Here is a 14,827-nt window from a genome sequence, read left to right on the forward strand (position 1 = left end):
TATTAACTCTTACTGATAATATGGCTCGAATAGCGAATAAGAATCCAAGCATTTGTTATACAATTCTCAATCATTTTAATAACCAAGTATTGATCCATATCAATCAATAATTATTAACAATAGTATCTTTAAAATAAAACTGGTAATAATGCAACATTTTGAACTGATAAATAAATTAAAATACTTATTTTATCAAATAAAAAAATAAGGCTCAAAAATAAAAATAATCAATCTTTTATCTTGGAAACCTTATTTTCATTTATGATGTTATATATTGTATATAAAACGCAACAGGTTTTATTTAAACAATATATTTACGCATTTTTAACATGGTTTTTTAAGCGTGCTTTCAAATTACTGTACTCAGTTTGTACATAATTTTCAGCCCACGGTTGATCATCAATATTTTCTACTTTAACAGCACAATATTTAAATTCAGGCGTACCTGAAATAGGATCAACATGTTCAATGGTTAATTCATTACATGCACCAATCCACCATTGGTATGTCATGTATACAACACCTTTGTTCACACGCTCATTGTAGTTAGCACGAGAGATAACTTTACCACGGCGAGAAGAAACCCAAACTAATTGTTGATCATCGATCCCCAATGCTTTGGCATCATCTGGATGCATTTGCACATAACCAGGTTCATCCGCCAATGTTTGTAATGCAGAACAGTTACCTGTCATTGAACGACAAGAGTAGTGACCTACTTCACGCACAGTTGACAATACTAACGGATAATCAGCATCAGGTTGTTCTAGCGGTGGACGCCAATCAGAACCAATAAAGATCCCTTTACCTGAAGGTGTTGTAAACTTATTACCTTCAAATAAGTATGAGGTTCCTGGATGATCTTCTGTTGGACAAGGCCATTGCACAGATTTCAGATCAGCCATTTTCTCATACGTTACGCCAGCATAATCAGGGCATAATGCACGTAATTCATTCCAGATTTCTTCGGTATTGTTATACGACATAGGGTAACCCATGTACGTTGCTAACAAACTAAAGATTTCCCAGTCTGGCTTCACATTACCCGTAGGGATCACGGCTTTATAAAAGCGTTGGAAACCACGGTCAGCACTGCTGTAAACACCTTCATGTTCGCCCCAACTTGTAGCTGGGAAAATAACATCAGCGAATTCAGCGGTTTGAGTCATGAAGATATCTTGTACGATAACAAGATCCATCTTACGCATAGTATCGCGCATTACGGATAAATCAGCTTCAGTTTGTGCTGGATCTTCACCAAAGATATAGAAAGCTTTACAAACACCTTCGTTTACCTTGTGACCTAATTCAGTTAAGCGGTAACCCGGCTTACCTGAAAGCTCAACACCCCATGCTTTTTCAAATTTTTCACGGTTTGCATCAATATTTACATCTTGATAGCCAGGGAATTGGTGCGGCAACATACCCATATCACAGGTACCTTGAACGTTGTTTTGACCACGAACCGGACCACAACCCACACCAGGACGACCAAAGTTACCCGTTAGCAATGCAAGACCTGCTAAACCACGAACAACATCAACCGCTTGACCATACTGAGTAACACCCATACCCCATAGAATCATCGCTTCAGGTGCCGCAGCATAAGTACGCGCAGCAAGGCGAATATCGGCAGCTTTAAGACCTGTTACTTCTTCTACTGTTTCGGGTGTGTAACGTGACGCAATTTCACGGAACTCAGCAAAACCTTCAGTATTATTTTCAACGAAAGATTTATCGTATAAGTTTTCTTCAATAATCACATTCGCTAACGCATTAACGAGTGCCATGTTTGAACCGTTCTTCAACGCTAACCACTGATCAGCAACACGCGCAGATTCGATCTTACGTGGGTCACATACAATAATTTTAGCGCCATTTGCACGGGCTTTAAGAATATGTCTTGCTACAACTGGATGAGAATCAGCCGCGTTGTAACCGAAAATGAGTAAGCATTTAGTAAGTTGAATTTCGGGAATAGCGTTACTCATTGCGCCATTACCTACTGTTGTCTCCAGACCGGAGACTGATGGTGCGTGTCACACCCTAGCACAGTGGTCAACATTGTTGGTTCCGATCACCGCCCTTGCGAGTTTTTGCATCACATAGTTGGCTTCGTTACCCGGACCACGGGCTGAACCTGTTGTCATTATCGCATCTGGACCATACTGCTTTTTAATTGCCATTAGCTTATCGCCGGCAAATTGAATAGCTTCGTCCCAAGACACGGCTTCTAATGCTGATTCACGTGTACGGCGAATCATTGGTTGCTTCAAGCGAGGCGTTAATAAGTTGGTATCGTTGAGGAAATCCCAACCATAGTAGCCTTTCAAACAAAGTTGGCCTTCATTGGTACGACCCATTGCTGGTTCTGCTGCCACGACTTTGTTATTTTCGACAACCAACTTTAGTTTGCACCCAGTACCGCAGTAGGGACAAACAACAATTGATTTTTTCATTCTAACCTTTTGGCTATAATTGTTATTAATATGTATTTTAAACTGAAAGTTTATAACACTAACGAATAATCGCTACAGCGGCATTAAGCGCAGCTGCTTCACGTTTTTGTTTGCTTGTTTCAATCAACGTTTCAGCTTCAATAATCTGAATAGCATTAGTAGGACAAACTTCTACACATGCAGGACCCGCTTCACGATGAGAACACAAGTCACATTTTAATGCTTGAGACTTAGGCACCATACGCTTAAATAGCGATGCACCTTTTGATTCTTCAACCATCTTAGTCACGACATTCATTGCACCGTAAGGGCAAGCAATGACACAGGTCTTACACCCGATACAGCGAGACTGAATTACTTTTACATAACCATCTTCTAAAACGATGGCGTTATTAGGGCAAACCTGCGCACAAGGTGCATCATCACATTGACGGCACATTACGAGGGTTGTCACATGCACATTTTTTACCAACGTTAACCGTGGTGAAAAATCTGCTGGAGCAATCCCTGTTAGTTTGCCATCAGCTTGGTGAGAAACAACACAAGCAATTTCACAGGTTCGACACCCAATACACAGATTTGGATCTGCAAAAACAAACCGGTTCATGGTCTATACCTTGTTAATGTCGATACATCACAGCATAGCGTTACGCTGTAATGCTTTATAAGCATTTATTGTACCAATAAATATCTATCATCATAATTTTTTTTAACTAAATGAAATATAATCAAAAAAAAAGAAAGTGCGAGCACTGTCACGCTTTCTTTTTTTAGAATGTCGATAATCAGTTTCTACGAGTCAATTACATCGACAGTTTTCGTCAATAATATCGACACATCATCGACACTTATGATGGTTAGAACTTAACAATGTTCAAAGCCACCAGAGCCTTGCCATTCAGGTAGCCGCTGATAAATAGTGGCAACCGCTGCTTGCACCATCTCAGTTAATGGAAATGAAAACGCCACAATCGCGGGCTGGATACCCACAAAAACGACCTCAGGCACAAAGGTTTTTAAATCATCAATTAAGAAATTGAGCGGTAAGCTATGGGTCGAAACCACATACATATCGACAATAGTTTCTGGATCAATAATTCTAATTTCACCCGCTTGTTCACCAATATCTGCCGCATCCACGACAATCACTCGTTGTGGCTGTGCTTTACGAATAAGATGTAAACAATCTTCTGGCATCGAGCCGCCTTCCAGCACACTCCAACCTGATATCGGATTATCTTTGATCATCTTCGCTAATAATGGCCCTGCACCATCGTCACCCATCATGCTATTACCCACGGTAAGCACAATATTACTAACCGATAGATCAACATCATCATTAGAAACACTTTCACCCATCATAGTTGACAAATTCACTTCCTGAAGCATATCTTCACCTCATGTAGTATATTTTCATCATGTAACATGGTTAGCGTATTCCTCTAATCATCATATACATTGTCGGTTCGCGGTGAATATCCCCAAGCGCAGTAATAAAATCACGGGTTAACTGCTGTGAACGGGCATTCTGAGTTGAACTATCAATGCGATCAAAAGCCAGCGCCAGCATATTAAGGTGTTCAGGATAAATCGTAATTTCACCAAACACAAAATAGCCTTTCATTTTATTGAACGCTTCGCCATCTTGTGGCAAGCCACTGATCCAGTTTAGGTATTCATCACCTTCACACTCAATTACAGCTTTTAAGCAATCGACCACGCCTAAATGGTGACCAATTGCCAAGCTGTAGTACATGATCTGTTTAGCTTCTTCAGGCACATCATAGCTTTCATCAACAAACTTACGTCCTAATGTATAAAAGTAGACGTGGCCTTGAAAATGGCGAGATTGTGTTAACTCCGCTAAAACATCACTCATTGGTGACAACCTCCACATGATGTCTGACCTTGCTGCGCACTTGAACTCGCATCAGAACCTGTTAATGCTGCCATGGTTTTTGACAGTAAAATATTCACAATTTCTGTTAATCGCGGATCATTTTTGGTCGCAAGATACGCACTGATTTTTTGATCAACATCATCAGCGCTACAGGTTGCTAAGACATCCATCACATCATCAGCAATACGTTGTCCATGCAAATAACCTGCAAGCACGCGCGCTTGACGTTCAATCATCACTTTAATATCCAATGGAATCTCAGTGTGTTTTAAACTCGCTTTTTGTACTTCAGGTTGGTGTACTTTAGCTTTTAATTTTTGATCAAGTAGCCCTAATGCAACCGCAAAACCATAAATAGTCGCTGCTGGTGTTGGCGGACAACCCGGAATGTAAACATCAACGGGAACAATTTTATCAGTACCGCCCCACACACAATAAAGATCGTGGAAAATACCACCATCACAACCACATGCACCATATGAAATTACAATTTTGGGATCCGGCGCAGCTTCATAAGCACGTAATGCGGGTGCTCGCATAGCGCGTGTTACTGCACCTGTAAACAAAAGAATATCAGCATGACGAGGTGAAGCAACAATTTTAATACCAAAACGTTCAGTATCAAAAATTGGTGTTGTTGCTGCAAAAATTTCAATTTCACAGGCGTTACAACCACCACAGTCAACACGATAAACGTAAGCTGAACGACGAATTTCTTTGATCAACGCATCTTTAAGCTTTTGGCTATTAGGTGGAAGCGCGACAGGTACAGTTTGAGTATGAGCTGTACCAACTAGCTGTTTAATACCTTTCACTTTTGCTCCTCAAGGTAACGTAGATGACTAACATTTTCGCTATCTAACATATTGTTGCTACGGCGACATTCAGGACACGTTTCAATTTGCTTACGGCGTTCTATAAGTTGCTCACCCGTTACACCGCTGTGCGCTAAGGTATCCATGACATATTCAAGTAACTTACGTGCCACAAATGGACGATCACATTGGCGACAGTTCGCTAAAGTAAACACCGCTTCATCATAAAGATCCGCTTTATTAGTAACCGCCAGCTCAAAATTTTGAGTCAATTTAATTGCTTTTGTTGGGCAGACTTCTTCACAACGACCACAATAAATACAACGAGCAGTAGACAATTCCCAGCGACGTGTTCCCGCTTTAGTATCTGTTTCCATGATCAAAGCATTGGCAGGACAAGCACGCGTACAAGCACCACACGATAAACACTGATCAGCGTCTAACTCTGGCTTACCACGAAAATCCTCACTCACTTCCATCGGAGCAAAAGGATATTTAGTGGTAACGGAACCTGTTTTAATTACTGTTTTTAATAACTTAAACACATGACCTCCTAAAGCTTGAATGGCGAGTTCTTGCGGTCAATGCTGTATTGCTCAATCGCTTTATAAGGAACGGTTTTACTGCGTTTTTTCTTAGTATCAACAATCGTTACACGGTCAGTACATGAGTAACATGGATCTAAACTACCAATGATTAACGGCGCATCAGCAACAGTATTACCACGTAACATATAACGCAATGTTGGCCAGTTTGCATACGTTGCTGCACGACAACGCCAGCGGAATAACTTCTGGTTATCGCCTGTCATGCTCCAGTGAACGTTTTCACCACGTGGTGCTTCAGTAAAGCCAAGTGCAAATTTATTAGGTTTGTAATCAAAACCTTCCGTTAAAATCGCACCCGGTGGTAGGTGATCAAGACCGTATTCAATCACATTTAATGATTCAAATACTTCGCGTACACGTACCATAACGCGTGAGAAAACATCACCATTTTCCATCACTTGAATATCAATCGGTACGCTACCGTATGACTCTAATGATTGACCATGCACAATACGTACATCGCGGTTAAAACCACTCGCACGAATCAATGGACCTACAGGGCTAAAATCACGGGCGACTTGCTTGGTTAGAATACCTACACCTTCAGTGCGGCTTCCAATATTAGGCGTTGAAAGTAAAACATCCACCAGCTCAGAGAACTTCTGACGGACTTCTTTTACCATCGCAATACCTTGTACGCGCTGCTGTTTTAGAAAATCACGACGTACACCACCAATCAAGTTCATGCCATATGTTTTACGCGCACCCGTTAGTAACTCGGCCAATTCCATGGTCTTTTCACGCACACGGAAAAATTGCATAAAGCCAGAGTCAAAACCAACAAAGTGGCTTGATAGGCCAATGTTTAACAAGTGACTATGTAGACGTTCAACTTCAAGTAATACCGTACGGATCATCTTGGCGCGGAATGGCACATCAACCGATAATGCGTTTTCAATGGTATTGCTGTAACCCACACTGTGAGTAAAACCACAGATACCACATACACGGTCAGTTAGCTGTGCCACTTCATGATAACCCATGCGTGTTTCAGCTAATTTTTCCATACCTCGGTGAACATAGAACATACGGTAATCCGCATCAACAATGTCTTCACCATCAACGAACAAACGGAAGTGACCCGGTTCATCTGAAGTAATATGTAACGGACCCACAGGCACGATACGGTTGCTGTCATTACCAAGTTGATTATCAAACTGGTACGTTTCAGTTTCTGTTGTTGGTTGTGGACGCTGACGGTAATCCATCGCATCTTTACGTAATGGGTGGAGGTTTTCAGGCCAATCATCTGGCAGTATTAAACGACGCTCATCGGGTAAACCTACTGGACGTAAACCGTACATATCACGGATTTCACGTTCGCCCCATACCGCAGCAGGAATAGTTGGAGTAATAGAAATAAACTCTTGGCTATTAGCATCAACTAAGACTTTTACGGTTACCCAGCTTTTTACTTCACCTTCCATTGAAAGCGCATGATAAACCGCAAAGTGACCATTAAGGCTACGTTCATCATTACCAAAAGTAACCGTTAACCAGCCGCCTTGATCGTAATAAAGCCATTTCATCACCTCAACCAACGAGGTCATTTTAACGGTAATAGTGACTTGATTTTCTGTCTGCCACTCTTCATCAATAATCGCGGATGGAAAGAAATGATTCACACCATCGACATAATTTTTACCAATACGACCCGCTTGTGGCTGCGAGTGAAATTGTTGAGATGTATTGTTTGTCATATCTATTACTTACCAACCAAAAATTAAAAATATTAGTGCCAATACAGCCACCAAAAAAGCAGGGAAAATCGTGCGATGGATCTGAGTGAAACGTACACGCGCCATGGTGTTTTCAACTAAACCTGCAATCAAGAACACTACAAACAATTTAATTAGCAAAATGATGGAAGCTGAAAATAAGCCGCCAAAACTCAAGCTACTTGCTTTACCCCAAGGAATGAAAATCGCAAGGAATAACTGTGCAACAACAAGCTGTTTTAAACCTAAACCCAGTTTTACCATCGCCAATGCAGAACCTGAATATTCTGTCACTGGACCTTCTTGAAGCTCTTGTTCTGCTTCTGCACCATCAAACGGCACTTTGCCCATTTCGATAAACAATGCAAAGGCACACACAAGACCCGCAAGAACAACGGTTAATGGATGCTGCCAATGGTTATTCGCTAGTGCGTGACTGATATAACCTAAGTCAGTCGTACCGACACTTAACGCAACCACCACAATCGCAAGAATTAGAATTGGTTCAACTAAGATACCCAGCGTTAGTTCTCGACTACTACCAATACCTGCAAACATGCTGTTTGAGTCAATACCTGATAATGCGAAAAAGAAACGAAAAATCGCTAACAAGTAAATATCGGTAATAATGTCGCCCGAAATTGGAAACGGTGACACTTGAGTAACGGTAGGTAATGCCATACCAATTAATAGCATTGTCACAACAAGTACCCATGGCATTATCCAAAAAATAAAACCAGAGTTTGCAGGCGCTACCGATTGACGACGTAATAATTTGGCAATATCACGGTAATCTTGTAATACACCAGGCCCTTGACGAGAATGAATTTTAGCGCGAATAACGCGAGAAAACCCCGTTGCCAGTGGCGCTAACATCAGCATTAAAATGGCTTGGACAATCGCTAAAACAATCCAACCCGCTGTTGGCATTTCAAGTGGGGACATTAGAGACTAACTCCTGAAATGAGAGGAACGAACAACACTACAACCACCACGGCAATAATGCAGAATCGACACACTTTACGACTATCCAGCGTTGGATTTTCACCACCTTCACTTAAATAAGGCAATACAAAACGCTCAGTCAATGATGCTTGGCGGTTGTTATAAATAAAACCAAACATATTACGCATCGGACGAGTAATACTTGCAGCAGAAACCGTCATACGTTGTTCGTATTGGTAACCACAAGCCCAAGGATCACCTTGATGACGACGCGGAAGACGACGTTGACGAAAAGCGTAAAGTAATGCAGCAGGTACTAACGTTAATAGTGCCAGTGCAATGGCGATTACAGGTGTTGAAAGGATCGCTTGATCAGCAACCGCAGGGTAAACCGTTAAACCATGAGCAACCGTTAACGGTGCCATATTTAACATTGAAGACGCAATTGATGAGAAGTAAGGTGCAATCCATGGCGCACACACACCTAGCACAATACATAATATTGCCAGTGATGTTGTTGCGGTGATCATTGCAGGACCCACTTCACGGGTATTAGCAGCGCGTTCTGTTTTAGGTGCGCCAGTAAAACAAATACCGTATACCTTCACAAAACACATACATGCTAATGCACCGGTAAAGGCGAGCATTACCATACCAAATGGACCAAAGACTAAGTTTGCAACCGTACCGACTTTACCCAGGCTAAATAACGATTGGTAAATAAACCATTCTGAGACAAAACCATTTAATGGTGGCAATGCACAAATTGCTAACGTACCAATCAAAAATGCTGCGGCTGTTTTAGGCATTGTTTTCGCCAAACCGCCCATGTCATCCATGTCTTTGGTATGCATACGGAACACCATTGAACCAGAGCCTAAACATAACAGGCCTTTGAACACCGCGTGGTTTAGTAAGTGATATAAACCACCTAACAAACCAAGCAATGCCAATACTGGATGATGCGAAGCAATACCAATCATGCTTACACCTACACCGATTAAAATGATGCCGATGTTTTCAATAGTGTGATATGCCAATAATCGTTTGATATCATGTTCTGCTAGTGCGTACATTACGCCAAGCACAGAAGACACTGCACCGAAAATTAGCACTAAGAAGCCCCACCATAATTGGGTTGCGCCAAGAAATAAAATCGCAAACTTCAAAATACCGTAGATGCCGATCTTAACCATTACACAAGAAATTAAGGTTGAACAATATGACGGTGCAATGGGATAAGCTTTAGGTAACCAGCCATGTAAGCCAATACCTGCTGCTTTAATACCAAAACCAACCAATGCTAATAAGAACACTAATGATGCCATTGCCCCAGTAACAGGGTTATGCATGATAGCGCTAAATTGATAGTTATTAGCATGAGAGGCAACAATCATAAATGCCACTACAACTAAAAAGCTAGCGGCATGATCTGCAATAAAATATTGCAAACCCGCTTTTTTACTTTTCGCACTACCATCACTAGTAACAATTAACCAAGAAGCCAGTGAAATGATCTCCATAAAGACAATAAAGATCATTACATTGGCTGACACCACAATGGCTGTCATCGCTGCAGCAAAAATATTGAACAGGATATTAACCTTCCAACCGCCTTTGCCATAGTACTCTTCAAGGTAGTTAATTGAATAAACAGACGCTGCCATGGTGACCACAGATATAACCACCACCATCAGTGCTGATAGCATATCCATACTAAACCAATGACTCATTGCGGCAGTCGCATCCGCAGTATCGTAACCACTTACTATGGTGCTAACACCCGCAATGATGCCAAACAAGCCACCAAACGCACTGATCACACCCGCAAGGCGTAAACTTTCTTGCTCATGTTTACGCCCTTGATACGATAAAATCGCAGCCACGGCATAACTGATTAAAGCAAAACAAACTAAAACTAATGGACTCATCGTGTTACTGCTCCACCTTTGGCTGACGCTGAACTATCTGCCGCACATTCACGTTTAATATCACGTGCTTTAGCAATATTAACCTCATCGATTAACACAATTGCTTGAGTTGGACATACTTCAGCACAAGCGGGTCCTTGTTCACGGAAACCACACAAATCACATTTAACAGCAATGCTTTTTACTCCCGGTTCCCAAGCAAGAATATCTTGACCAAATGTGCTTGGAATCGAAGTTGAAGGGTTACTTGAACGAATAGTTGAAGGGATATAAGTATCGTAACTATTTGCCATTGCAATAGGTCGGCTACCATCAAAAGCGATTGCACCAAAAGGACAAGCAACAGCGCATAAAGTACAACCTACGCATAATGTTTCGTTAAGCATGACGCGATCTTGTTGCTTGGTGATCGCTTGTACTGGACATACAGTGGCACAAGGTGCATCTTCACAATGACGACACATCACAGGCGCGGTGGCATTATCTAATTTAACCACGGTTAGGCGGGGATGGCTTTGCAGTCCTTGTTGTTTATGTACTGTCGAACATGCTGCCATGCAGGTGCCGCAACCAATACACTTCTCAGGATCTGCAATTACAAAGCTTTTCATTGTCTACCTAGTCAATCGCAAAAAAACCTATTAAAGCAAGAAATGTGCCATACAAGCATATTAAATATAATATGATTTATATCAAAAACTTAAAAAAACATAATAGTAAAAAAATACTTTCCGAGATGACAATATATTGATTGTGGTGCCGTCGGCGATAGCTTCGACACGGGCACGTCGACATACTTCGACAGTCAAGTGTCGAACCATCATCTTGAAGAGCGATGTTTATATTAGAAAAAGTGCCATACAAAAAAGCCCTCTACCTATATTTCACATAAGTAAAGGGCCGTTATTACTACTCTAAATAGGATGCTGCATGGTGTTAACAACGTTGCTTATTCGCCTACATCTACCGTTATCGGTTAATCCCATGCTTTTAAAATAATGCGTTCATCATCATCACGTTTAACCCAACCATCTTTTTCCATGCGGTTCGCTAGCGGAATAGAATATTTACGACTGAGATCGGTACGATCTTTAATATCAGTCATGGTAATACGATCATGGGGTTGATGATCTGCAATCACTGCTTTCACAAGATCTAAATACACCCCCATATCAAAATAGATATTCTCATCAAGAGCGGTAATGTATTTTTGATGACTTAATTGGCGTAACCACTTTTTACCACCTACAATTTTGACTTTATTTAGCTCAAGCCCTGCTTTGCCAAACTGACGAATTTGATACAATATATCAAGCGCATCTTGAGGTAGATCATCTTCATTATCACCTTGCCCAACACACCATTTACCATAACTTAAATGCACTTTCTGTTGCTGTTTTAAACGCTGCATGATCAGTTCAATTACAGCATCATTGATCCGTAATCGACTACATAATTCAGCTGATGCCATAGAAATACCAGCACCTAATAATGTTTCAAGCTGTTGCGATATATCTGCTATCCATTGGTTATCAAAACAAAATGGTGCAATGAATGTTTGTTGTTCCGTTGGTTTAAAATCAGCCTCATAACATTCAAAATAACCTTGTAGCACTAATAACATCTGTCTTTGCGATTCAGGCTGTAAGTGTTGTGGTAAATTATTGAGTACATCGTATAAGCGGCGTTTTTGATAGCCAAAAATATAATCACTCCACACCACTTCTGCACCATGTTGTAAACCACTGCCGCCTTTTTGGATCATCGCCAATCGTTGTCCAAATAATAATGGCATTGGCTTTTCAAATACTAATCGTGCAAGCTCAGTGTTGGGAATGTAGCTCAAACGCGCCGTGCCATGCCACGTTCCCATCGCCACTTCGACTTGGCGTTGTTTTTTAACTTTTAACTTAACTGCGGTTTTCGTTAATCGCACAATACATTGATCACGCAAAGTAATCTGTTGATTAACACCTGTGATAAAATGACCTCTACCAATATCTTTACGACCTACACCTTTAACATTCACCGCGACACGGCATGTTGCAGATACCGTAGTTAATTGCTGATGATAAGCTTGAATAGATCGTACTGTCCCGACAAGGTTTGATGGATGACAACGTACTTTATCGCCAATCGCTAATTGCCCTTGTGCAAGTGTGCCCGTTAGCACCGTACCAATTCCGTTAACAACAAACACCCGATCAATATACATAAGAGGATCAGTCGCGGGCTCAACCACGGTATTATCATCGCTGTTTACTGGAGCAATGATTTTATGGCGCGCAATATTAACTTGTACGGTATCAATTAAAAGCTGACGTAATGCTTCAATGTTATCTTTTTTCAATGCAGATACAGTCACGATTTCAGGTAACAACCCGCTACGTTCCATAACCTGTTCTAACACTTGATCTTCTATTTCAGCTAGTTGATCAGCATTGACTTTATCGCGTTTATTAATACAAACAACGATATCTTCAATTCCCATCGCATGCGCAACATCAAGGTGTGACGTGGTCATGGGCATCCAACCTTCATCGGCCGCCACCACTAATAACAACACATTTAAATGCCACACACCTGCGACCATATTACGCAAATAACGTTCATGCCCCGGCACATCAACCACGCCAATAGTATTGCCATTATCATCTTGAAAATGGGCAAAACCTAAATCTTGAGTCATACCTAATTGCTGCTCATGAGGACGCGCGGTGAGCATACCCGTTAACGCTTCAATTAATGCAGTTTTACCATGGTCAACATGTCCAGCAAGGCCAACCACTGCTTGATATTGTGTGGGTATTGCCGCCATTATTTAGCCTCACCATGGGTATAAGATTGAATATAATCGTCAAGTTGGGCAATAAAGACAGTATGATCGCTATCTAATAAGGTCGCGACATTTAATAGCAACTGATTACTATTAACATAACCAATAATGGGGGTTGGCAAATCACGTAGCGCATCTAAATGTGCTTGTGCTTTACCCGGCAAGGTCAGTTTTAGACCATAACAAGGATAGGTTTCACTAGGGATCGCGCCACCACCCACTTGCATTACAAGGGGCACTGCTTGAGCATAAGACTTCCAGCGCTGAGACCACTGTTGCGCTAGCGATTGACTAACCTTGGCGCGATCTAATGCCTGTTGCGCGACACCAAAACCAGCAGGATCTCGATTTAGTTTCTGAATTAATAATTGCTCAAGCATTGATAAAACAATTCTCCCCGGACGGAAAGTTCGCATCATCGGGTTTTTGGCTAATTGTTGGCACAATTTTGAACACCCAGCAATAATACCCGCTTGCGGTCCACCAATGATTTTATCACCCGAAAAACACACTAAATCAACACCCATTTGTAAATAGCGCGGTAATGACACTTCACTTTGAGCGTATTGTTCAGACGATAAACCAGAGCCTTGATCGATCACCAATGAAACATGTTCAGGTAAACGTTCAGCTACATCCTGAATATCAGGTGATTCAGTGAACCCCTGCATAGAAAAATTAGACTGATGCACCATTAAGACCATCGCAGTATTTTCAGTGATCGCATTAATATAGTCATCACTGGTGGTGATATTGGTTGTTCCCACTTCAACAAGTTTGCACCCAGAAAGGGCTAAAATATCAGGAATTCGAAAACCACCACCAATTTGTACTTGCTCACCGCGAGACACAATAACTTCTTTACCCGCCGCTAACGCATGTAACACTAAATACACTGACGCTGCATTATTGTTCACGACCACACAATCTTCAGCGCCAATCCAGCTCTGAATCAAGGTCGGTAATAAACCATTACGATCACCGCGTTTGCCATCACTTAATTTTAATTCAAGGTTGTTATAGCCAACGTTAACGGCTTTAACACTGTCCCAAATTTGCTCATCAATGGGTGAACGACCAAGATTAGTGTGTACAGCAATACCCGTTGCATTGATTACTCGTTGTTGGCGACGACGATATAACTGACGACAACTATCAAGCACTAATGCCATGATATCGAGATCATTAACACCTTGGGTTTTAAAATCCGGATGCTGACGAATCGACGCAAAAAGTTGACGCAGTGTATTTGTCACAACAGGTCGACTTAATAAGCGCACATAATCGGCTAAATCTGAATGTTGAAGGAGTTGTTCAATTTGAGGTAAACGATAATTAACGGTTGAAGCGAGTGATGAAGAAGGTAATGCTGGCGATGTTATTGTCGTCACGGTAAGTTCCTTGGCTGAATTGCAGACAACAGCACTCATACCCTAACCTTAAACAGGAAAAGTAATGAGTGACAGAGGAACCATTTAAACGCGCGAAAAATGGCGGAAGAGGCAGGAATTGAACCTACCAAAGCTTATACAGCTCACATCGGTTTTGAAGACCGAGAAGGCCACCAGACCTCATCTCATTCCGAGATTCTTGTGCATCATAATGTAACTATCAT

Annotated in this window: 12 protein-coding genes and 1 tRNA gene; all 13 read right to left on the minus strand. The window is 41.4% G+C overall.

Annotated features, from left to right (window positions below; genetic code table 11):
* Positions 1-314: 314 nt before the first annotated feature.
* Positions 315-2,459, minus strand: a complete 2,145-nt coding sequence (gene fdhF, locus CIK00_RS10520; RefSeq protein WP_101768824.1) for a formate dehydrogenase subunit alpha — start codon at positions 2,457-2,459, stop codon at positions 315-317.
* A 58-nt stretch (positions 2,460-2,517) separates the two neighbouring features.
* Entirely contained in the window at positions 2,518-3,066 is a 549-nt protein-coding gene (locus tag CIK00_RS10525) for a 4Fe-4S dicluster domain-containing protein (protein ID WP_101768825.1), read from the minus strand.
* A gap of 257 nt (positions 3,067-3,323) precedes the next feature.
* Positions 3,324-3,818, minus strand: coding sequence for a hydrogenase maturation peptidase HycI (gene hycI / locus CIK00_RS10530; protein ID WP_101768886.1), 495 nt, complete (start codon positions 3,816-3,818; stop codon positions 3,324-3,326).
* 70 nt (positions 3,819-3,888) lie between these two features.
* On the minus strand, positions 3,889-4,338 hold the full coding sequence (locus tag CIK00_RS10535; RefSeq protein ID WP_101768826.1) for a formate hydrogenlyase maturation HycH family protein: 450 nt from the start codon (positions 4,336-4,338) through the stop codon (positions 3,889-3,891).
* Entirely contained in the window at positions 4,335-5,174 is an 840-nt protein-coding gene (locus CIK00_RS10540; RefSeq protein WP_101768827.1) for an NADH-quinone oxidoreductase subunit B family protein, read from the minus strand. Before CIK00_RS10540 ends, CIK00_RS10535 begins: the two co-directional genes overlap by 4 nt.
* Positions 5,171-5,719 (minus strand): formate hydrogenlyase complex iron-sulfur subunit, encoded by a 549-nt coding sequence (locus tag CIK00_RS10545; RefSeq protein WP_101768828.1) that lies wholly within the window; start codon positions 5,717-5,719, stop codon positions 5,171-5,173. The genes CIK00_RS10540 and CIK00_RS10545 overlap by 4 nt, the downstream gene beginning before the upstream one ends.
* A gap of 8 nt (positions 5,720-5,727) precedes the next feature.
* Positions 5,728-7,482 carry a hydrogenase large subunit gene (locus CIK00_RS10550; RefSeq protein WP_101768829.1) on the minus strand — a complete coding sequence of 585 codons (1,755 nt, stop codon included), beginning with the start codon at positions 7,480-7,482 and terminating at the stop codon, positions 5,728-5,730.
* Between the two features lie 9 nt (positions 7,483-7,491).
* Entirely contained in the window at positions 7,492-8,445 is a 954-nt protein-coding gene (locus CIK00_RS10555) for a respiratory chain complex I subunit 1 family protein (protein ID WP_101768830.1), read from the minus strand.
* Positions 8,445-10,376 (minus strand): proton-conducting transporter transmembrane domain-containing protein, encoded by a 1,932-nt coding sequence (locus CIK00_RS10560; protein WP_101768831.1) that lies wholly within the window; start codon positions 10,374-10,376, stop codon positions 8,445-8,447. The genes CIK00_RS10555 and CIK00_RS10560 overlap by 1 nt, the downstream gene beginning before the upstream one ends.
* Positions 10,373-10,987 carry a 4Fe-4S dicluster domain-containing protein gene (locus tag CIK00_RS10565; RefSeq protein ID WP_101768832.1) on the minus strand — a complete coding sequence of 205 codons (615 nt, stop codon included), beginning with the start codon at positions 10,985-10,987 and terminating at the stop codon, positions 10,373-10,375. Before CIK00_RS10565 ends, CIK00_RS10560 begins: the two co-directional genes overlap by 4 nt.
* A gap of 365 nt (positions 10,988-11,352) precedes the next feature.
* Positions 11,353-13,194, minus strand: coding sequence for a selenocysteine-specific translation elongation factor (selB, locus tag CIK00_RS10570; protein WP_101768833.1), 1,842 nt, complete (start codon positions 13,192-13,194; stop codon positions 11,353-11,355).
* The gene (gene selA / locus CIK00_RS10575; protein WP_233426553.1) at positions 13,194-14,603 is read right to left on the minus strand and encodes an L-seryl-tRNA(Sec) selenium transferase; all 1,410 of its coding nucleotides are present in this window, start codon (positions 14,601-14,603) and stop codon (positions 13,194-13,196) included. Before selA ends, selB begins: the two co-directional genes overlap by 1 nt.
* Before the next feature lie 100 nt (positions 14,604-14,703).
* Positions 14,704-14,795 (minus strand) — tRNA-Sec (locus CIK00_RS21315).
* Positions 14,796-14,827: the final 32 nt, after the last annotated feature.

Origin of the sequence: Photobacterium carnosum (genome assembly GCF_002849605.1) — a bacterium.
Classification (GTDB): Bacteria; Pseudomonadota; Gammaproteobacteria; order Enterobacterales; family Vibrionaceae; genus Photobacterium; species Photobacterium carnosum.

Excerpts from the sequence above, each read along its gene's own strand:
- CIK00_RS10525 (WP_101768825.1), bottom strand. The coding sequence starts at position 3,066 with ATGAACCGGTTTGTTTTTGCAGATCCAAATCTGTGTATTGGGTGTCGA.
- selB (WP_101768833.1), bottom strand. The coding sequence starts at position 13,194 with ATGGCGGCAATACCCACACAATATCAAGCAGTGGTTGGCCTTGCTGGA.
- CIK00_RS10560 (WP_101768831.1), bottom strand. The coding sequence starts at position 10,376 with ATGAGTCCATTAGTTTTAGTTTGTTTTGCTTTAATCAGTTATGCCGTG.
- CIK00_RS10565 (WP_101768832.1), bottom strand. The coding sequence starts at position 10,987 with ATGAAAAGCTTTGTAATTGCAGATCCTGAGAAGTGTATTGGTTGCGGC.
- hycI (WP_101768886.1), bottom strand. The coding sequence starts at position 3,818 with ATGGGTGAAAGTGTTTCTAATGATGATGTTGATCTATCGGTTAGTAAT.
- CIK00_RS10535 (WP_101768826.1), bottom strand. The coding sequence starts at position 4,338 with ATGAGTGATGTTTTAGCGGAGTTAACACAATCTCGCCATTTTCAAGGC.
- CIK00_RS10555 (WP_101768830.1), bottom strand. The coding sequence starts at position 8,445 with ATGTCCCCACTTGAAATGCCAACAGCGGGTTGGATTGTTTTAGCGATT.
- CIK00_RS10550 (WP_101768829.1), bottom strand. The coding sequence starts at position 7,482 with ATGACAAACAATACATCTCAACAATTTCACTCGCAGCCACAAGCGGGT.